At 56.4% G+C, this 21403-nt stretch carries 8 protein-coding genes; 2 read left to right on the top strand and 6 right to left on the bottom strand.

Features of this window, described 5'->3' with window-relative positions; translation table 11 throughout:
- Positions 1-125 precede the first annotated feature (125 nt).
- A complete protein-coding gene (locus LEPTO7104_RS41050; protein WP_017296515.1) occupies positions 126-290 on the top strand; it encodes a hypothetical protein in 165 nt (54 codons plus the stop codon).
- Positions 291-348: 58 nt separating this feature from the next.
- Here LEPTO7104_RS41050 and LEPTO7104_RS0100140 read toward each other — a convergent pair whose 3' ends face one another.
- The 3 genes from LEPTO7104_RS0100140 to LEPTO7104_RS36495 all read right to left on the bottom strand — a co-directional run bounded on the left by LEPTO7104_RS0100140 (position 349) and on the right by LEPTO7104_RS36495 (position 2978).
- A complete protein-coding gene (locus tag LEPTO7104_RS0100140; protein ID WP_017296514.1) occupies positions 349-993 on the bottom strand; it encodes a TraX family protein in 645 nt (214 codons plus the stop codon).
- A 162-nt stretch (positions 994-1155) separates the two neighbouring features.
- Entirely contained in the window at positions 1156-1299 is a 144-nt protein-coding gene (locus LEPTO7104_RS39720; protein ID WP_155523456.1) for a hypothetical protein, read from the bottom strand.
- A complete protein-coding gene (locus tag LEPTO7104_RS36495; protein ID WP_017296513.1) occupies positions 1296-2978 on the bottom strand; it encodes a hybrid sensor histidine kinase/response regulator in 1683 nt (560 codons plus the stop codon). Before LEPTO7104_RS36495 ends, LEPTO7104_RS39720 begins: the two co-directional genes overlap by 4 nt.
- 546 nt (positions 2979-3524) lie before the next feature.
- Here LEPTO7104_RS36495 and LEPTO7104_RS0100130 point away from each other — a divergent pair.
- The gene (locus LEPTO7104_RS0100130) at positions 3525-7145 is read left to right on the top strand and encodes a WD40 domain-containing protein (RefSeq protein ID WP_017296512.1); all 3621 of its coding nucleotides are present in this window, start codon (positions 3525-3527) and stop codon (positions 7143-7145) included.
- 123 nt (positions 7146-7268) lie between these two features.
- Here the strand turns inward: LEPTO7104_RS0100130 and LEPTO7104_RS32050 are convergent, their stop codons facing one another.
- From LEPTO7104_RS32050 to LEPTO7104_RS0100115, 3 genes are all read right to left on the bottom strand, one after another.
- Positions 7269-9104 (bottom strand): EAL domain-containing protein, encoded by a 1836-nt coding sequence (locus tag LEPTO7104_RS32050; protein ID WP_017296511.1) that lies wholly within the window; start codon positions 9102-9104, stop codon positions 7269-7271.
- Between the two features lie 742 nt (positions 9105-9846).
- Entirely contained in the window at positions 9847-19110 is a 9264-nt protein-coding gene (locus tag LEPTO7104_RS39715) for a PAS domain S-box protein (protein ID WP_017296510.1), read from the bottom strand.
- 299 nt (positions 19111-19409) lie between these two features.
- Positions 19410-20771: a diguanylate cyclase domain-containing protein gene (locus LEPTO7104_RS0100115; RefSeq protein ID WP_017296509.1), complete on the bottom strand. Its 1362-nt coding sequence runs from the start codon at positions 20769-20771 to the stop codon at positions 19410-19412.
- Positions 20772-21403: the final 632 nt, after the last annotated feature.

Raw genomic sequence — 21403 nt, 5'->3', positions numbered from 1 at the left:
TCTGGCCCAGGCCAGGGTGATAGCGTGAGGTCTGAAAAACAACCTACTTCCCTTGGGTTGGGTGCGCGGTTCCTCTGAACATAGCGGCCTCATTTTCCTGCGTTATATCCTGGTTTTGAACATCCATGCATAACCTACAAAAAGACTGGATTGGCTCTGTGGCGATCGCGGCCCTAGGCGCTGGCATTATCACCTCATTTGCGGTGGCCCAGGGGCAAAACCCGCTAGTGGGTCTGGCTATTACGGCCTTTGCGGCGGTTTCTGCCGTGGCGATCGACCATTTTCTCTAGCGCTCACCCCAGGCACTCAGGGGAATGGGTAAGCAAAGTTCTCGTTCCCTTTGATCGCTTAATACGGCACCATGCGCTGAATGAGCCACAGCAGGGCCAGATGCCCTGGGTAAAACCCATAAAACCACCGCGCTTTTGGCCCCCGTTCGCCATTGGCCAGCCAAAACACCAGCACCGCCGCGATCGCAGGCAGCTGAAACAGGCCAAATAGCCTGGCCCAAACCAGGTGAAACCCGACCCAGGCCAGCACCCACAGCGGGCTGGGACGAAAATAGCGGATTAGAAAAATTAGGCCAATGCCGTAGCTGCCATAGCCCATGGCCAGCAGCTCACTCAGGCCCGCCCCGCCTAGCCAGATGGGAATCTGAAGCTGGGGAAACTGGCGAGTTAGCCGCAGGCAGGCCAGGCCCACCAGCAGCTCAAACAAAATATTGAGTCGTGTGGTGCCAAAAGCAAGTCGGTAGATCGGTTGAGACACCAGACCTAAAACCGCCAGCCTCAGCCCATAGCGCTCCACGTCTCGAGTATGGGCTTCTCCCTGCACCAGCAGCCAGATAAACAGCGGAAAGCTCAGCCGCCCAAGGATGCGAAACCCAATGACATCTGGGAAAAAGACCACGCCGATGTGGTCGATCAGCATGGTTAGAGCCGCTAAAAGCTTAATGGAGTAGCTGCTCAACCCCCTGGAGATAGCGCTTTGCATGGGCTGCAACGGCTAGACTCTGGCTCAACCCCTCTGGTTTAACACAGTCGCTGAACTCGAACCACCGGAAGGAGCTGCCCGATCAGGGCGCAGTGAGGATAAAAAAAGTCGTCCCGCAGGACATCTTAAGGAAGGAACGCTTAAAAGGACTGAGACAGTAGATTAGCGGCTGCCGGGGGTGCGGCCGCCCTCATCGTTGCTGCCACCGTGGGGATGGGAGTTACCGGGGTCGCAGCCTTCGGCGCCGTTGCCAATGCCCTGGTTGCAGTGGCGCTTCCGTCCTACTGTGCAGAGTGTTCGGGTCATATCCGGAGAGAAAGCGCCTGGCGGGCGGCCTGGATGAGCCCGATTATGGTGTCAAACTGAAAGTTTAAGGTGGCGTTTTCCAGGTATTGCCTAAGGGCGCCGGAGTCTTCAGGGAGTTGGCCAATCAGGAGTTCTACCGCTGAGTCGGCGCCTTTGATGGCCGCTTTTTCGAGCTGGCAAATCCAATCGGAGGACAGTTGGGCTAGGTCTGCCGCCAGGTGCGGCAGTGCGACCGCGTCGGGGGGAGACACGTAGCCCTCCTGAGGCTGGAGTAGCCGGGCTTGGGACTCTGGGTCTGGGTTGGTGGTTTGCAGGGTGGGGTCAATCGTGACGGGCAGGCAAATGCGCCAATATGCGCCGCGATCGCGATCGCAGAGACGTACTATCTCGCCTCCCATCAGGTGCACGTACTCCCGGCTGATGTGCAGGCTTAGGCCCATGTCCGGTTGAGCGGGCCCGCTGGTCTCGGGTTCTGCGGCGCTAGCCTTGGCGAAGGCTGGCGGTAGCAAACCCTGCTGAGGGGACAACCGGCGGGAGGCCACTACAACTCCAGCCGCTTCAATTTTAAACTCGAGCCTCCACTGGTTAGCGGCAATTGCGGCGTTCGCTGTCGACGGTTTTGCCTCCATATAAAGCACCACTTGCCCCGCCCTGGTCAACCCAATTACGTGATCTAAGAGGCCCGTTAAAATCTGCCGTAATTTGTTTTCATCGGCGTAGACATACCGAGGCAATTCGCTGGTGGCAACAACGGTAAAGGTGAGGTTTTTGGCTTCGGCTTGCGGTTTGAAGCGAGTTGCTAAATCCTGGTGCAGCGCCCACAAATTAAGGCAGACGTTATAGAGCTCTATCTCTTTGGCTTCCAGCTTGGTCAGCAGCAGCACATTATTAATTAGCGACTGCAAATATTGCCCGCTGTGGGAGATTCGGGCCAGGTTACTTTTTTGCTCGGGATTTAGGCCGACGTCTTGCTCTAGCACCTGCGCAAACCCCAATATAGTGTTCAGGGGGGTGCGCAGCTCGTGGCTGATATTGCGCAGAAACTCACTTTTGGCGAGCTTCGCAGCATCAGCCCTGTCCGGGTCTAGGGGCTGCCCCGACTGGTTTGGGCGGGCAGTATAATCTGAAACTGCCCCAGGAAAGCCGCGCAACTGGTTTCGCTGGTGGCGCAGTTCTAACTCCAGGCGCTGGCGATCGCAAATCTCTTTGCGCAGCCGCTGATTTTGCTGAACCAGCAGTTTTCGCTGGCGGCTGAGCTGCCGCTGGAGGGCTAAAACCTGTAGTTGACCCTGCACCCGAGCCACAATCTCTTCCGATTTCAGCGGTTTGGTCATGTAGTCAACGGCGCCCACCTCAAAGGCTTGAGATCTATCCTCACTCTCCGCTAGGGCGCTGAGAAAAATGACTGGAATACGGCGGGTCTGCTCGTTGGCCTTAAGCTGCTGACAAACTTCATAGCCGCTCATCTTCGGCATTCGAATATCCAGCAAAATTAAGTCAGGGGTCCATCGCTGAAGGGCCATTAGCGCCAGGGGCCCGCTCGGAGCCATGCGCACAGCATACCCTTGCTGCATCAGCAGGTGGGCTAGCAGGCGCAAATTTTCGGGGATATCATCTACCACCAAAATATTTGGTTGAGGATTTTCAATTTCGCTGGTGACCGGGCTGTGAAGTGGCATATTCAGTTAGGACACTTACTCTAAAAAATCGGCATGGGTGAGGTTATTACGGCTATGGGCCGTGACCCGTCTTGGGGACTATCAGATAAATCTAAGCGATTAAATCTAAGCGATCAGATCTGGCTGGCCCCACGGAAACCAAGACCTAATCTAAAGCACCGCTGGCAGTGTGGCTACTGCCCAACAGAATCTTGATCTTCTCTGTAGGTTGCTGTGTTTGAACAATGTTGTAAAGTGGATTTTGGCATTAGCTGAGCCTGCTGAGAGAAGAGTCTCAGGGAACCGTGTAGGGCGATGCTACACCCGACAATACCGGGGCTATATGCTTATCTGAAATAGCTGGATGTCTGCGTCGCTAATCTGAAAGATCATGAATGGCTAATCTGAAAAACAACGGTTAGAGGGGCTGGTCCTGCGCCAGCCTCCTGGGGGAAGTCCTATAGATATAGCATCGAAGCTGAATAGGGCCAGGGTAAGATTGCCCTTTTAAGCGCCTTTTTAAGGCTGGCTAACGCTCCAAACTCCGCCGCACCCTTAGACTGTCCCATGGCTGAAGAAGCAAAAGAATCATCCCAGCGCAGATTGCGGGGGGCGGTGCTGTCGCCCCGAGGGTTAACTCGCCTGCGCGCTGCCATCCGCGCTACCGAGCAGAGGGAGTTTGAGGGACGACGGCTAAATCTACAGGAGCTAGGCGACTACATTCGCATTGCCCCCAAGACCGTGAGAAAAGTGCTGAAACGTCAGTTCAGCGTCGATCTCAGCACCCTGGAGCTCTGTTTTTCGGCCTTTCAGGTACCGCTAGATCCTGAGGACTTGAATTATCCTCAGTCTCCGACGGAGATGGTTGCCGCTGCGCCAGCGCCCAGGCAGGGCTTGCCACACACTGACTGGGGAACTGCCCCCGATGGAGAACCCTTCTATGGGCGCCAGGATGAGCTGACCCAGCTGACCCAGTGGATTCAGAGCGAAGGCTGCCGCAGCGTCACCGTGCTGGGTCTGGGGGGGGTGGGCAAAACTACTCTGGTAGCGCACCTGGCTCACCGAGTAGCGCCTCAGTTTGACGCGGTGATCTGGCGATCGCTGCGCCAGGCCCCGCCCTTCGAGCTGCTGCTGGGGGAGCTGGTGACGTTTTTGTCGGACCACCAGAGCCTGGAACCTATCCTGCCCAATCTGATGGAGCAGCTGCGCCGTCGGCGCTGCCTGATCGTGTTGGACAACCTCGATGCGGTGCTGCAAACCGGTAGCCCCGCAGGCCATTACCAGCCCGGGTACGAAGCCTACGGCGAGCTGCTCAGCGCGGTGGGGTCGGCCAGCCACGCCAGCTGCCTGGTGCTCACCAGCCGCGAAAAACCCTTTGATGTGGCTATTGCCGCCGCAGACAGTGCCCCGGTCAGAATCTTTGCTCTGACCGGGTCTGCCACCGTCACCGAGGGCATCTTGCAGTCTAAACAGCTGACCGGCAGCGAAGCCCAGCGACAGGCCCTAAGCCAGCACTACGATCACCATCCCCTGGTGCTAAACATTGTGGCAGCCTCCATTGAGGATCTGTTTGGCGGCGACCTGGGATTGTTTTTAGCCCAGGAAATGCGGGTCTTCAGTGGCGTGCGCTGGCTGTTAGATCAGCAGTTCAGTCGGCTGTCCGACCTGGAGCGCACGGTCAGCTACTGGATTGCCATCAACCGCGAGTGGACCAGTGCGGAGGAGCTTGTCGCCGATCTTTTGCCGGGGGCAAATCGTGCGGAGGTATTGCAGGCGCTGGAGTCCCTGCGCTGGCGATCGCTGCTGGAGCAGGAGGGCGATCGCTACAGCCAGCAGCCCGTCATCATGGAATACGTGCTGGCGCACCTGCTCGATGCCATTTACGACGAATTGAGCGGGGCCACCCCCCTGCCCCGCCTGGCGGCGGCAAATTCCCCGGCGCTCTTGCCGCTGCCGATGTTCAGCCGCTACGCCCTGGTCAAAACCACCGTCCGAGATTACGTTCGCCAGGCCCAGGTGCGGCTGATTTTGAAGCCCCTGGCTGAGCGCCTGCGCAGTGCCTTTGGCGCTCCGGAGGCCCTAGAGCAGCAGCTTCAAAGGGTCTTGGCCCTGCTGCGGCCGCTGGAGCAGTGGACCCAGCAGGGTTACGGCACCGGCAACTGGATTGATTTAGTCACTTATCTCGGCCTAGACCTGACTGGCTACGATTTTTCGGGGCTGCCAATCTGGCAGGCCTACCTGCAAACGACCCCGCTGCACCGGGTGCGCTTCACAGGTGCTCACTTCCGCAAAAGTCGCTTTGCCGATGTGTTTGGCATTGTGCTGGCCCTGGCCTTTAGCCCCGATGGCCAGCGGCTGGCGGTGGGCGACAGCAGCGGCAGCGTCCGAATTCACGGCACCAGCGACCTGCAAACGCAATCTCTGTTTGTGGGCCACAGCAGCCGGGTCATGTCGGTAGATTGGAGCCCCAGCGGCCAGCTCCTGGCCAGCGCCAGCATGGATGGCAGCGCTCGCCTGTGGAACACCCACACCGGGCAGGAAATCGCCGTTCTGGAAGGACACGAAAATCTGGTGATGTCGGTTCGGTGGCACCCCACGGGCGCGCTGCTGGCGACGGGGAGCGAAGATCACAACGTACATCTCTGGGATGCCGCCACCGGGGAACTGCGGCAGGTTTGGCGAGGCCATACCGACAGCGTGCGATCGGTGTGCTGGAGCCCTGACGGGTCCACCCTGGTCTCGGCCAGCGCCGACGGCACCCTGCGCCTGTGGGATTTGGGCACCGGGGAAAGCCAGGTGCTGACCGGCCATAGCGATAGCCTCTGGGCAGTGGAGTGGAGCCCCGATGGCCAGTGGTTGGCCAGCGGCGGCGAGGACGGTACGGTGCGCCTTTGGCAGGCCCAGGGGGATCACGCGGTTCAGGTTTTAGTCGGCCATACCGAGTGGATTTGGTCGCTGCGGTTTAGTGCCGACAGTCGGCGGTTGGCCAGCGGCAGCCGCGATCGCACCATTCGCCTCTGGGATGTAGCAACAGGCACCAGGGTAAAAGTACTAAAGGCCCACCCCATGGGGGTTTCTGCCCTCGGCTGGCACCCCCACCAGCCGCTGCTGGCCTCCGGCGGAGTCGACCAGCTCTTGCGCCTGTGGGATACCGATTCTGGCCATGCCCTGAGGTTTTTGCAGGGGTTTACCACCAGCGCCTGGGCGGTGGCCTGGAACCCCTGCGCCACCCTGGCGGCCGATCGCCCCGAGCTAGCCAGCGGTCATCAGGACGGCAGTGTGTGGCTCTGGCGGCGGGGAACTGGCGTACCTCTGCGGCGGTTAAACAGCCACGCCCGGCAGATCTGGGAGCTGGCCTGGAGCCCCGATGGTGAAACCCTGGCCTGCTCTGGAGACGATGGCACCGTGCAGCTCTGGAACACAACCACCGGCAACCCCATAAAGTCCCTGCGTGGCCACCGCCACGATCGCATTTGGGCGGTGGCCTGGAGCCCCAGCGGCCATCTCTTGGCCAGCGGCGGCGGCGATGCCGCAATTTGTCTTTGGGATCCGACGACCCACTACTGCCTTCAGTGTTGGCAGGCCCATGCCAGCGATGTAGTGGCCCTACAATTTAGCCCCGATGGGCAATGGCTGGCCTCTGGCAGCGAAGATCAGACCCTGCGGTTTTGGGATTTAAAAACCGGCGAGTTGGGCCTCACCCTGGCGGGGCACACCGATCGCATTACTCAGATCCAGTTCAGCCCCAGCGGCGCTCTGATGGCCTCCGCCAGCGAAGATCGCACCATTCGTCTGTGGCAGGTTTCCACCGGCGAGTGTTTGAGCATTTTGCAGGGCCACGATAACCGGGTTTGGGACATTCAGTTCAGCCCCGACGGGCAAAAATTGATCTCAGGCAGCACCGATCGCACCGCCCGAATTTGGGACCTCAGCACCGGAGTCTGCGAGACCATCTTGAGCAATTACGAGTGTTTGCTGTGGTCGGTGGGGTGGAGCGCCGACGGGCAGACGGTGGCTACCGGCGGAGAAGATGGTTTGGTCAAACTGTGGTCGGTGGCCGAACAGCGCTGGATCGCCACCCTCAGGGGCGATCGCCTCTACGAAGGAATGCAGATTCAGGGAGCGACCGGATTGAGCGCGGCGGCGATCGCAGGATTGCAAAAGCTCGGAGCAATTGCCGTGTCCTAGGGCGGGTCCTCAATTCTCGCTACAATCTTTACGCCATAGGCGTTGCCACGCCCGACCCAAAAGACAGCCTAAGGGCTGTAACCGCTAATTCTTAGGCCATTGGCGTTTAATTGATAACAGCCTCTAGCATTTCCAGGTCCAGTCCAGCCCCTTTTCAGCAAACCGGGTGGCATCCTCCGCCGTCAGGGGCTTTGAAAATAGAAATCCCTGCCCATAGTCACACTTTTGCTGCTGAAGCCAGGCCAAATGATATAGCCCTTCAATTCCCTCAGCCACCACCTTAACGCCAAGACTGTGGGCCAGGGTGATGATTGAATTGGTAATATTAACGCTGGTATTCTTCCCGGACTTATCTATTTGTGAAATAAACGATCGATCCACCTTGAGGATGTCGACAGGGAACCTGTTTAGATAGCTTAAGGACGAGTATCCGGTGCCAAAATCATCGATCCCCAGCTTGAAGCCAGCCTGCTTGAGCTGACTCAAAAGCCTGAGAGATTGAACGGTGTTTTCCATCAGAATGCTCTCGGTCACCTCAAGATGGAGCGCATCAGGGCTGATGTCATGTCTTCTTACCGTGGCGAGAAGACGATCGACCAAACGGCTTTCGGTCAGCTGTTTAGATGAAATGTTGACGTTAACCGATAGGGAATCTTTAATGGCAGGGTTCGCTTTCCACTGGCTCAGCTGTAGGCAGGCTTCATCCAGCACCCACTGACCAATTTGATAAATTAGATTGGCTTCCTCTGCCATAGGTACAAAAGTATCAGGGCCAATCAGTCCATTGTCTGGATGATTCCAGCGCAGTAAGGCCTCAAAACCAATGAGCTTTTTGTCTGCCAGAGAAACAATCGGCTGATAGTAAAGCTCCAGCTGTCGCTTGTCTATAGCTCGCCTTAAATCGCTGTCCAATCGGAGTAAATTTGTTGCCTTTTGGTGCATCTCAGTATCAAAGACAACAAACCTTGACCTGCCAGTGTTTTTGGCGTGGTACATGGCTGTATCTGCGTCTCGGATAATCTCTTCTACCGTTTGGTAGCCCAGGGAGCTTAGGGCTATACCAACGCTAACGCTGGGATACAGCTCGTGGGGAGCAACATCTAAAGGCTTTGATACTGACTGCTGGAGTCGTTTTGCAATATCGATGGCTTCACTAAAAGAGCGAAGGTCGTCTAATAGTATTGCAAACTCGTCTCCCCCCAGGCGCGCAACCATATCCCCTTCTCGCAGGCAGCGACTCAGCCTTCTGGCCAGCCGAATCAAAAAATCGTCGCCCACTAAATGCCCCAGGCTGTCGTTGATCATCTTGAAGCGATCGACATCAATAAACAGCACGGCAAAATTATAGTCTGACAGGATTTTATTCCTGAACTCCAGAGACTTTTGGACCCTTGTGAAGAAAGCTTCTCGATTAGGCAGTCGAGTTAAGCTGTCTATCAAAGGGGCTCTTTCTGCATTTAATACCGTGGCCTGAGTGCTTTGGTCAAGGAGGCTAAGCTGATCGATCGGTATGCCTTCAGCATTTTTACCGGCAATAAAATAGGCCAGGTTTTGAATTGCCTCTTCCAGGTAGTTAACGGTCCCCGAGCAGCTTTTTTGGCTCAGAAAAAGGGCATAAACGCCTCTCTGAAAACTGATTACATCATACTGGTTAAGCCTGTATACAGAGACTTTAGCACCATTTACAAATAGCCCGTTGGTGCTAACTCGACCCTTGAGATCACCGTCGATAATCCAGGTGGCGCCCTCAGAAAAGTACACGGTTGCATGGCACCTGGAAACTCCTTTTGAGCGCAGTAGAACATCGTCGTCAGAGCTGCGGCCAATGGTTAGGGTTTCTTTATCCAGCTTTTTGACGACGATTTTATTTTCTTCTTTAAAGACTAAAATGTCGGTTGACCTTGCCTCTGGGATATCTAGCTTTTTGGAGTCTATTGAGCTAGTTTGGGTAAAAAACATGTTCTATCGGCTTTCCTGATATAACCTGGCGGTGCACCTATAGCTTAGTTTTGACACGGATTTAGGTTTAAAAAATCGGCATTTATGCGCAACAAGGGTTATATTAATAAGAATTTTCTTTGCGCCAATAAAGACTAAAAGTTGAAGTTATAGCTAGTCCGGTTGAGACATTTTCCCTCAAAACGTTCCAATATTCGACCATCTCTGGATGCCCTAACCTAGGTGACTATAGCTATAGCTTTCTGATTTTGAAGGCATAAATCTGTCTATCCTAAACCAGGAAAATGACATTCTTGTGACACTTCGCCACGCCCCTGAGTCGCGTCCCAAAATAGCTGAAATCTCCTAACCTGTTTGGCTCCTGATTGCCCGACAAAAGTCCTGGTGCAGGTTGGTGTTGAGCGAAGCAAAACCCAACACCAGTAGCGGTTTTGTTGGGTTCCGCTAGCGCTCCAACCAACCTACAAATTAAAGCTCGACAAAACACTACGGCAACATAAGGATTTCAAGGGTTTTGTTAGTCAACCAGGTTTGGCTTTAGCTATAAGAACGTCGGTTCAGTATTCACTCCCTCTCGTTCCAGGGCTCTGCTTTGGAATGCTCGCCTGGGGCGCTGCCGTTCATTTGAGGCGGCAGAGCCGCGAGCCTAGGGTGCCCAGGGAAGCTAGGACGCCAGGTGGGGGCTGTTTACTGTACCGATACTCTAATGCGGTTGTTAATTCTTTCGGGGGTTTTGTCAGGGTTAACGTTGCAGGATGGACTGGGTGAGATCGAGCAGTAGCTCGTAGTCAAAATCATGGACCTTGCGGCCTAGCGCCTGGGCAATGGAAGTCTGATGGGGGGGGAGTTCGGCAATTAGGGCCAGCATTTGCTCCTGGTTGAGATGGATTAGGGCGCGTTGGAACTGGGTAAGCCAGTCTAGGGAGAGTGCCTGGAGGGTTTCAATGGTTAGAAAAATGCCAGAGGGCGCGGCAGAATTTGAGCGGACGGCATCTGTGTCGTACAGGTAGCGAACGCCCAAATGCTGGGCAATGGCGCGCGTTATTTCGGTTTCTTTGATTGGCTTGCTGATAAAGTCATCGAAACCAACCTGAGCAGATTCGCCCTGATTTTCCTGGAACACCCCCGCCGTTAGGCTGATGATTTTGGTGGGCAAGGGCCTGGGCTGGGCCTGGGGCAGGGAGGCTTCCTGCTGCCGAATGGCCTGGGTGGCTTCGTAGCCATTCATTACCGGCATGCGAATATCCATAAAAATGAGCTGGGGCTGCCAGCTGCGCCACTGCTCGACGGCTTCTTGCCCGTTGGTGGCGGTTTGTGCGTCAAAGCCGAGGTCGGTGAGCAGGTTGTACAGCAAAACCCGGTTGGCCCAGTTATCTTCAACAATTAAGATGCGATATTTGGGCTGGTCGGGGGCGATCGCCCGTACCCGCTGGGGTGGTTCAGCGGGAGCGATCGCCGCTGCGTCAACCACCTGTACTGGAATTTCAAACCCAAAGGTTGAGCCGACATTGGGCTGGCTCCTGACCTCCAGGTTCCCTCCCAGCAAATGGGCAAACTGGCGGCTGATGGGCAGCCCCAGTCCGGTTCCTTCCTGGGCTTGGCGGCTGCTGGTGGTTTGCACAAAGGGTTCAAAGATCAGGTTTAGATCGTCGGCAGCGATGCCCATACCGCTGTCTTCGACCTCAAAGCGCAGGGGCACCATGGTCGCATTGGCCTCTGCCTCTGGGGCCAGCTCGATGCAACCCTCGCTGCGCTGCGGCTGCGGCTGACCCGGCTTTACGTGAAGAATGACGTAGCCGACCTGGGTGAACTTAATCGCATTGCTGAGCAGGTTTAGCAGGATCTGGCGCAGCTTTTGGTTGTCGGTGCGGATGTATTCGGGCAGCGTGGCATGGTGGCGGAGTTCAAAGGCCAGACCTTTTGACTCGGCCCGCAGGCGCAGCATGTCCATCAGGCTGTTTAGCAGCTGCGGCAGGTTGAAGCTGTCTGGATTTAGGACAACCTGGCCCGATTCAATCTTAGACATTTCTAAAATGTCGTTGATTAAGGTGAGCAGGTGTTCACCACTGCGGCCAATAATTTGCAGTTCTTCTAGGTGTCTGCTGGGCAGGGTGGCATCGCGGCCCATCAGTTGGCTAAAGCCCAAAATGGCGTTGAGCGGGGTGCGCAGTTCGTGGCTCATGTTGGCCAAAAAGATGCTTTTGGCGCGGTTGGCGGCCTCGGCGGCCTCTTTGGCTTCGACCAGTTCAGCGGTGCGCTCGGCCACCCGGATCTCGAGGTCGGCATTGGCCTTTTTTAAGGCTTGCTCTACCTGTTTGAGGGCGCTGATGTCACGCATGATGGTGGAGAGGTACTCGATTTCTCCGGTGGGTGAAGGGTGGGCCAAAATCAGCTGCGACACCGGGATTTCTGCTTTGTCTGGGGTGAGCAGAGCCGTTTCGCCGACCCAGATGCCGTCACGCATGGCGGTGGGAATGCCCTCCTGCTGAATCACGTTCGTGGCCCACTGGGGATGGTAAGTGCCGATGGGGAGTCGGGCGGTGTCTGCCTCTAGCGGTAGCCCGTGCAGCAGCTTGAACTGTCGATTTATCCAAATGCTGGTGCCATCGGGTTCGGCTATGCCAATGTAGTCCGACGATGTTTCTAAAATACGCAGCAAGCGGGCCTGGTCTTGCTCCAGCCGTTTGCGATCGCTGATGTCTTCGGCAACGCCGGCAATGCGCTGAAGCTGGCCCTGGTCATCGAGAACGGGGAAGGCGCGATCGCGAATCCAGCGCACGGCCCCATCGGAGCGAATAATTCGATACTCGATCTCGGCGGCGTGGCCAGGCGGCGGCTGGTGAGACATCTGGGTAAGCTGGCCCATAAATGCCTCCAGCCGATCGCGATCGTCGGGGTGAATGGTGTCTAAGAAGGTTTCTTTGGTTTCTGCCTCGGGCGATCGACCCCAGACCTGCTCATAAACCGGGCTGAGGTACAACACCTCATGGTCTGAGGTGGTTAGCCAAAACACCTCTTTGATGTTTTCCGCAATTTGACGAAAGCGGGTTTCGCTGGTTTGCAGGGCGGCTTCGGCCTGCTTGCGATCATCGATATCGGTGTGGGTGCCCAGCATGCGCAGGGGCTGTCCGTTGTCATCCCAGGCGACAATTTTGCCCACCGAGAGAATCCATTTCCAGCGGCCATTTTTCGTGCGCTGGCGAAATTCAACTTTGTAAGCGGGAATTTCACCGGCAACGTAGGCGCGGTAGACCTCCCCAATCCGCTCGTGGTCGTCGGGGTGCAGGCGTTCTAGCCATTTGGCATTGGTCTCGTTGAAATCGATTGGACTATAGCCCAGCATGGTGGCATAGGTGGGGCTGACAATCGCCTCGCCAGTGACGGTATTGAGGTCGTAGAGTCCCTGATTGGCGGCGGTCAGCGCCAGCCGCAGGCGTTCTTCACTGTCGCGCACCGCCTCCTCAGCCCGCTTGCGATCGGTGATGTCGTCGTAGCAGCCCAGCACCCCAATCACCTCGCCTTCGCTGTTAGTGAGGGGCACCTTGCTGGTGCGTATCCAAATCTGCTCGCCGTGCAGATCGACCGTAGGTTCTTCGTAGTTGAGCTTAGGGGTCGCCGCCGTGATCACCTGCTGATCGTCGTTGTTATACAGTTCGGCCCAGTCGGCCCAGGGCAATTCGGCATCAGTTTTACCCACGATATAGGCCGGGGTGAGCTGATAGTCGTTGGCAAAGGCGGGATTGCAGCCCAAAAATCTCGACTCGCGGTCTTTCCAGAACACCCGCTGGGGGATGGCGTCGAGCACCAGCTTTAGCATGTTGCGCGATTCTTGCAGGTCAGCCTCGGCCTGCTTGCGATCGCTGATGTCTTGAATAACGGCAATCCAGTAGAGCGGTTCATCCTCCAGGCCCCGCACGAGGGAAACGGCCAGGTTGGCCCAGACGGCGCTGCCGTCTTGCCGGAGATAGCGTTTTTCCATAGTAAACGTCGAGGCTTCGCCCGCCAGCAGGCGATCGATATTGGCCTGGTCGGCGGCAAGATCGTCGGGATGGGTAACCTCAGCAAAGTGCATTGAGACCAAGTCGTCAGGGGAGGCGTAGCCTAAAATGTCGCAAAACTTCTGATTACTCTGCACCAGATAGCCATCCAGGTTAACCCGGAGCATGCCCACGGCGGCCTGCTCAAAGGTGGCACGAAACCGTTCTTCACTTTCTCGCAAATTAGCTTCAGCTTGTTTGCGCTCAGTAATGTCGTAATAGGTGCCCAATACCCCGACTAACTCACCATCGAGGTTATATAGAGGCAGCTTGTTGGTTTCGATCCAGAGTTGCGAGCCATCGACCTGCACCTGCGTCTCGATGATGCCTAATTTTGCTTGGCCAGAGTCCATCACCGCTCGATCGTCGGCTCGATAGAGCTCTGCCTCGGTTTCGCCCCAGGGCATATCGTAATCAGTCTTGCCAATCATGTCTGCGGGTGAGTCAAACCCACAGACTTCGGCAGCCTTGATGTTGCCGCCCAGGTAGACAGATTGCCGATCTTTCCAAAATACGCGCAGGGGAAACGTATCGAGCACCGTTTGGAGAAAGCGCTGGGACTCTTGCAGGGCTATTTCGGCCTGCTTGCGTTCCGCTTCGTCGCGCTTGCGATCGCTGATGTCGCGCATTCCAGCGATAATAACGGATTGATCGCCGAGGGTAACTTGCCGTAGGGAAACCTCTGAATCAAAGGTCGTGTTATCGGTCAGCCGCCGACAGGGCCATTCAAATTGAAGCGTCTCTCCGGCCTGTGCTCGTTGAAGTAGCTCTGGAATCTGGTCGAGTGGGGCATGGGCGGCGGCTATTATTGGCACCTGAGCACCAATAACTTGATCGCGGGTGGCGCAATGTAGCTCTAGGACGCGATCGTTGACATCTAAAATAGTGCCGTCTAAGGCATGAATATAAATCGCGTCGTAGACGTTGTTGAAAATAGTGCGAAGATCGCGCTCCGATCGCTCCAGTGCCTGAGTGCGCTGCTGCACCCTCAGCTCCAGCTCTTCGTTGAGCTGCTGAAGCGCCAGTTCAGCACTCTTGCGCTCGGTAATATCCATAAAAATGCCGCTGATGCGGGTGACAACCCCGTTTTCCATCACGGGCTGGGCGCTGGTTCTCACCCAAATTTGCCGACCTTGCAGGGTGACAAAAGGCAGCTCCAGATCGTAGGGTTCGCCGGTTTCCATCGCGGCTTGCAGGGCCGCCCGAATGACAGGGCGGGCTTCGGGGGCGTAGAAGTTGAGGTAGTAATCTGGATCATCGAGGGCGGAGGGGAGATCGCCCTCAATCGGCAGGCCATGAATGGCCAGCGCTTCAAGCGACATGTAGCTTTTACAGGTTTGCAGGTCTAGCTCCCAGCCGCCTAGTTTGGCAATATGCTGGGTTTGTTCCAGCTTTTCGGCGGTTCGCTGTAGGGCTAGCTCGGCCTGCTTGCGATCGGTAACGTCGGTACCGATGAGAACCGCCCGCTGCGCCTCGCCCTGCATTGGCATCGGGGCTATTTGCATGGCGTAAGACAGCACATTGCCCTGGATATCTGGCACATCGCACTCCAGGCTTTGGGTGACCAGAGTGTCAAAACTCTGGGCAATCAGGGCTTTTACCTCGGGTCGCTGCTGCTCAGGAAACCAATCTGTCAGGTTAGTGCCAATCACCTGCTCATCGGTGACGCCAGAATAGGTGCGGTTGACAAACAAAATTGTGCCGTCGCGGGCGATCTCATAAATATAGCTAGGCGCATTGGCGTAGATGGAGGATAGCCGGGCGGCCAACTCCCGATGGCGCTCTTCGCTGGCCTGGAGGGCAAGCTCAGATTCTTTGCGATCGCTAATATCCTGAACCAACAACCGAATTTTGACCGACTGCCCTGGCCCAGGGTCAATGGCCATGCCCGTGATTGACACAGGCACAAGGGCGTTGGTTTGGGTGCGCAGGTGAAAGTCCTCGGTTTGCAGCTTTTGCCCCCAAGGCCGCTGATGGAGCTCGTTGAGCCAGCTTCTAAATGCCGGGCGATCGGGGCCGTCGATATAAAGGCTTAGCGGTTTCTGCCCTAAAAGCCGGGGCACTACTTCCAGCAGCGCGGCGATCGCCTGGTTGGCCTCCTGAATTGAGCCGGTTATATCGGTGACCAAATAGCCGTCGGGGGCAAAATCAAACAGATCTTGGTACCGCTGTTTTTCGGCTTCGGTTTGCTGGCGCGTCAGGTCTAGCGCTTCGTTCTGCTGCAGCAGTTCTTCCTGGGCCACCTGGAGTTCTTCTAGCGCCTCCTGCAACGCCCTGTTAGCTGACCGCAGCTCGGCGGCGCGCTGGTTCAGCTCGTTGTAGGCCTGCTGAAGCGCCGCCTCTGCCTGCCTGCGTTCGGCGTCGAGTCGCGCCCTCTCACTGATATCCCAGTTCACGCCAATCATGCGCTCGGGGGCACCCTCGGCGTTGCGGGTGACAATGGCGTGGGCCTCAATGTGGCGAATCTGGCCATCGGGCAAGACGATGCGAAAGTTGGGGTGATAGTCTCTCTGCCCGCTCAGGGCGTCCTGAATGGCAGCCTCCACCGCCTCTGCATCGTCGGGGTGAATCGCCTGCTTCCAGTTGACGTACCGATTTTCAGCCTCCGATCGCGTCATGCCGTAGAGTTCGTACATGCGGTCGTCCCAGAGTAGGCGATCGCAGGCGACGTCAAAGTCCCAGATGCCAATCTGCGCCGAGGTGGTGGCCAGGGCCAGGCGCTGAGACATTTCTTGAATGTGGAGCTCAGCCTGTTTGCGATCGGTGATGTCAGTAATGGTGCCGACATAGCCTGAGAGCAGCCCGTACTCATCAAATTCGGGCACCATTTGGCAGTCAAACCAGGTAATGGTGCCATCGGGGAGCAGATGCCGCCCCTCACCGCGCGAGCCAATCCCTTGGCTAACGGCGTCGATCCAGGCGGCTTGCAGGCGATCGCGATCGTCGGGGTGAACCACCTCATCCCAGCTATCGCTATAGGCGAATTCTGCCGGTCGTCCGGTCAGCTCAGACCAGCGCGGATTGACATAGATACATTGCCCCGCCAGGTTAAACCGGAAAATGCCAACCGGCGCAGAGTCGGCAAGGGTAGCATAGCGGCGCTCGCTCGCTTGCAGGGCCAGTTCAGCCTGTTTGCGAGCAGTAATGTCTGAAATAGTGCCGATATGGCCCAGAAAATGGGCATGATCATCGAATTCGGGCACCATTTGCAGGTCAAACCAACGGGTGGTGCCATCCGGATACAGGATCCGCCCTTCCTCTCGATGGTCAGCTTGTTGGGCTAGCGACTCGGCCCAGGATGTCAGCAGACGATCGCGATCCTCCGGATGCAACACCTGAATCCATTCATCGTCGTAGCCCTCTTCCGGCGATCGCCCGGTCAGTTCACACCAGCGCGAATTGACGTACACACATTTACCGCTGGCATCAAAGCGAAAAATTCCCACCGGGGATGCTTCCGTCAGGGTGGCATAGCGGCGTTCGCTCTCTCGCAGGGCCAGTTCAGCCTGTTTGCGATCGGTGATGGGAATAGCCGAAATAATCAGTTGATTCACCTCGCCCTCAGCATTGACCAAGGGATTCACTTTGGTTAGCCACCAGACGTCTTGACCGTTTACGGAGGTAGCGTTCTCGAACTGGATCGACTGCTGGGTGGTTACACAGTGGCGGTAGTGCTCCAGGAGCTGAGTGTAGTCTTCCGGAGTGAGAAAGGGTTGCAGGTCGGCAATGGTTTTACCGTGAAGAAAATCAGCATCTACCCCTGCCAACCGAGTGGTGGCGGGATTGACATCCAGATAGCGGTAGTTGCCATCCGCCATTACCTCTAAAACGCTAATGGCGACTTCGGTGCCGTCGTAAATACTGCGCAGAAAGGCTTGAGACCGCTGGAGTTCGGCCTCTAGCTGCTTGCGATCGGTAATATCAGAAAGGGTGCCGACGTAACCTAAGAAAAGACCACGGTCGTCAAATTCTGGCACCATCTGGCAGTCAAACCAGGTGATTGTGCCACAGGGAAACAGGTGCCGCCCTTCGGTTCGATAGGCCGCCTGCTGCGCGATGGCCCCCTTCAGGGTGTTCAGCAGGCGATCGCGATCGTCGGGGTGCAGCACCTGAATCCAGCTGTCGCCGTAGCTCTCTTCGGGCAATCGTCCGGTCAGCTCACACCAGCGCGGATTGACGTACACACATTGCCCTGCCGCATCAAAGCGAAAAATCCCCACCGGGGAGCCTTCGGTGAGGGTGGCATAGCGGCGTTCGCTCGCGCGCAGAGCCTGCTCGACCCGCTGGCGCTCGGCTTCGCTCCGGCTGCGATCGCTAATGTCTCGAACGATGATCAAGACCTCATCGTCCCCGCAGGGAATGATCCGAACCTCTTCGACGACGGTGGTTTCGCCGTTGAAGAGTTCCTGCTCGTAAACCTGGAGCTGCCGACTGGCGATCGCCCTGCGAATGTAGCCCATGCGCTGATCCGCCAGGTCATGGGGCAGGCCGCGATCGTAAATCCCCGAGCCAACCAGGCTCTCGCCATCGACGACAATCATGTTGGTGGCGGCAAAGAAATCGAGGTACACCCCCTCGCTGCTCATGCGAATAATTAGATCGGGCAGCGCGTTGATCAACGCCCGATGCTTACGCTCGCTGGCCCGCAGCGCCAGTTCTGCCTTCCTTGTCTCGGTAATATCCTGGGAAATACCCAGGAGGTATTTGGGCTGCCCCTCTAGGTCGTACAGCGGAACTTTGATGGTCTGTAAGATCTGGTGCCCGAGGTGGGGGCGATCGATCTGCTCTTCGAAGTGCTTTTTGGCGCGATCGGCGATCGCTTCCCGGTCTTTTGCGGCAAATGCATCAGCCGCATCAGCCGCAAACAAATCGTAGTCGGTCTTGCCCAAGATCTCCCCTCGGGTGCGCCCAAAGTAGGCCTCGCAGATTGGGTTGACCAGCACAAATTGACCAAAGCGATCGGGGCGGGCATCTTTGACAAACAGGCTGACGGGCAAATTGTCCAAAATTGTCTGCAAGAAGTTGCGATGCTCTTGCAGGGCAATTTCCGCCTGGCGCTGCTCGGCTTGCAGCCGCTTCTGCTCCGTAATATCTTGAATGACCGCCACGCTATAGGTCAGCGACCCAGCGGATGCCTCCACCGCAGAAACGGTCAGAATGACCCACCGCATGGCCCCCGATTTATGGAATAGGCGCTTTTCCATCGTGAAATGGGGAATCTCGCCCGCCGTCAGCTGCGCCATCAGCGCCCGGTCGGTCACCATGTCGTCAGTGTGGCTATAGTCGGCATACTGCATACATCGCAGCTCGGCCTCGGTATAGCCCAAAAAATCGCAGAACCACCGGTTGGCGGCGAGCACAGATTCAGAGGCGGCGGCGGACAGGCAAATGCCCACGGCGGCCTGCTCGTAGAGGGCATTGAAGCGCGCCCTGTGCTCATCGCGGGCGTTTTCTGCGGTGCTTGTCAAACGGCCTTGAGAACCTGTTGTAGGGCTTATAGTCCCAGTCAGGTCTGGCGGTGAGGCGGCCAGCTGCCCCTCGATGCCCAGTTCTCGTTCCTCCAGGCGCTGCTGGAGCTGGCGCTGCCGCCAGAGGTTGCGCAGGGTCACCCAGAGGCGAGGGCCGCTGAGCTGGGAGCGATCCAAAAAATCGGCAATGTCGGCGTTTTCGAGGTCTGCGGGTTGGGGCAAGTCGCCCTCCTCCAGCAGCAGCACCAGGGCGGGAGCCCTGTCGCCCCACTGTGCCTCCAGGGCTTGCCTCTGGGCCGCATAGCTGGGCCTGTCCAGCACAATTACATCCGGGCAGTGCGTTGGTGTCTCTGGAGCTGCCTCTGGCGCGATCGCAAAAGCCTCAACCCCCGCAGCGGCCTGCCCTCGCCAGACCGCTGCGGCCTCTAGCACCGACCGCAGCTGGGTCTGCGCAGCGGCAGATTCCAGCAGAAATGAGACGACGGGGCCAGGGTTGGGCATGGTGGAGAACCTCTGAAATGTAGCCTTAGCGAGCCTCAGAACCCAGTCTAAGGTATAGGCTGTGGGTTGAGATTCCCCTGTAAAACGATCAATGAAATCACACATAGACCACGCCTAATGTGTAGGCGCAATCCTAACATGCCCCACAAAATCACCCTTAGACCAGCCTGGGCCGCTGGCTTTCGCTGCAATCTAACTCTCAGATCTGCCTAATTTTCCCGTAGTATTGTGACAAAAATGTGTGCGGTGAGGCCGACCAGAAGATTTCTACGCATAAGGTGGAGCAACATTAGAAGGGCTCAGATCATTTCGACACAGTTGGTGTCTCCCCCCTGGGCTTTAGCGCGATACAGGGCTCGATCGGCGGCGTCTATCAGGTTTTGAAGCAGCTGATCGTCCTGGGGTAGGGTACAGGCAATGCCCAAACTCAGGCGAACCTGCTCGCACTCAGCCACGGGCGCATCGGTAAAGTGCAGGCCGCGCACAGCGGCTTGAATCGTGTTGGCAAGCTGTAGCGCTCCCCGGAGCGGAGTATTGGGCAATACAATGCCAAACTCTTCGCCCCCATAGCGGGCGACTAAATCCGCTGGGCGCCTGACCGCCGACTGAATGGCCTGGGCCACGGCCCGCAGACAGCGATCGCCAATACTGTGTCCGCAGAGATCATTAAATCGCTTAAATTTATCGATGTCTCCAATCAGTAATGACAGGGGCTGCTGTTCGCGCACCAAACGCTGCCACTCCGCCTGCAAGTAGGCATCAAAACAGTAGCGATTAGCGATCTGGGTCAAACTGTCTGTAGTCGCTAAAGCATACATTTCCTGCTTAACTGACTCCAGGGCAGCAATCTGTTTTTTAATCTCACTGATATCGCGCAAACTGGTGATAACACCATCCCAAAGTTCAGTGGGAAATATCTCAATCCAATACTGATTCCTGCCCTGCTGGCAGGATATTTCCTGCTGAATAGTCTGGTTAGTTTCTAGCACTTGAACGTACAGATCAAACAGATCGACGGTGGCTAACCGGGCCATTTGCTCCTGGGCAATTCGCTCTGCTGCGTCTGCGGCATCTCGATCGACTGCGCAACTAATTAAGCGATCAAACGATGGATTAGCTATTTGCTGGGTAAAGTCAACAATTTGGCCCTGCCCGTCGCGAACGGCTTGAAATGCCCCAATTCCATCGCCCAGGCTGTTGACGACCTCCGTCATCAGCAGGTAAGCCTCCTGCAATTCTTGGGTGTTGCGCTGAAGCGCCTGGCGCTGCTGTTTGAGGACCAGCTGATGCCGAACCCGAGCTAAAACCTCATCGATGATAAAGGGTTTTGCAATGTAGTCGTTTCCCCCCAGGCTAAAAGCCTTGACCTTGTCAGAACCATCCTCCAACACACTCAGAAAAATAATCGGAACTTCGGAGGTTTGAGTGTTTTGACGCAGGTGCTGACAGACTTCATAGCCGTCCATCTGAGGCATGAGGATGTCTAATAGAATCAGATCGGGAGGGGTGGCCTGGGCGCCAGAGATGGCCATTTGCCCGCTTCGAGCGCAGCGCACCTCGTAGCCTTCCTCAGTCAATGCCCACAAAAGCAGCTGTAGGTTGCTGGGGGTATCGTCAACAACAAGAATAGTATCCTTGGGCCTAGTTGCCTGAGCGCTCATTATCGTTTTGATAAACTTAGACACCAATTAATACTGCCGACAAGAGGCCAACAACTAAACCACAGTCCAGTTTACTGACGCCTTCAGCTCTAGCACATGGCGCTGCCTATAGTCATGAGACTATAGGTGTCATGAGACTATAGGTATAGCTGTGCCGGTTGAGCAATGTCTGCCTTTGCTGGCCTTGGCGAACAGTCTTGAATGGCCACCGGGTTAGACCGTGCGCGATGGCAGCCATCATCCCTTGAGATGGACACGAACGCGATCGCCCCAGATAGGCTTTCAAGGCGTTGTAGAAATGGGGCCAAATATCTACAGCGCTTTTGGGATTTTGAAGGGTTTCTAAGCTCAGAATATTGGCTCCTATCTTTAATCGTCAAAACCATCACACAGTAAGCATTACCAGAAATGGGCCGAGGGTACTTTCAAGCCGCCTAATAGCTACCTAGTGACCGCTGACCATACTAAGGTTAAAAATGCCCTCCCGCGCGAAGATATTGCTGTAAATATTACCAGTTGTCAGCCATGGTGAGTATTAGGCGAGTCGCCTGGCCTAACGAGATGGCCTGGCAGGCCGTAAGCGTTATCCCCTTTGGGCTGCAATCCTATAGGTTTTTAGTTAGTTAGAGCAC

The organism is Nodosilinea nodulosa PCC 7104, from assembly GCF_000309385.1.
GTDB classification, from domain to species: Bacteria; Cyanobacteriota; Cyanobacteriia; order Phormidesmidales; family Phormidesmidaceae; genus Nodosilinea; species Nodosilinea nodulosa.
Note: the sequence above shows the minus strand (reverse complement) of the source record. Positions and strands in the feature narration are given on the sequence as shown.

What these genes read in the sequence shown, in the direction of transcription:
- LEPTO7104_RS39715 (WP_017296510.1), bottom strand. Translation starts at nt 19,110, where the DNA reads ATGCCCAACCCTGGCCCCGTCGTCTCATTTCTGCTGGAATCTGCCGCT.
- LEPTO7104_RS32050 (WP_017296511.1), bottom strand. Translation starts at nt 9,104, where the DNA reads ATGTTTTTTACCCAAACTAGCTCAATAGACTCCAAAAAGCTAGATATC.
- LEPTO7104_RS0100140 (WP_017296514.1), bottom strand. Translation starts at nt 993, where the DNA reads ATGCAAAGCGCTATCTCCAGGGGGTTGAGCAGCTACTCCATTAAGCTT.
- LEPTO7104_RS0100115 (WP_017296509.1), bottom strand. Translation starts at nt 20,771, where the DNA reads ATGAGCGCTCAGGCAACTAGGCCCAAGGATACTATTCTTGTTGTTGAC.
- LEPTO7104_RS36495 (WP_017296513.1), bottom strand. Translation starts at nt 2,978, where the DNA reads ATGCCACTTCACAGCCCGGTCACCAGCGAAATTGAAAATCCTCAACCA.
- LEPTO7104_RS0100130 (WP_017296512.1), top strand. Translation starts at nt 3,525, where the DNA reads ATGGCTGAAGAAGCAAAAGAATCATCCCAGCGCAGATTGCGGGGGGCG.
- LEPTO7104_RS41050 (WP_017296515.1), top strand. Translation starts at nt 126, where the DNA reads ATGCATAACCTACAAAAAGACTGGATTGGCTCTGTGGCGATCGCGGCC.
- LEPTO7104_RS39720 (WP_155523456.1), bottom strand. Translation starts at nt 1,299, where the DNA reads ATGACCCGAACACTCTGCACAGTAGGACGGAAGCGCCACTGCAACCAG.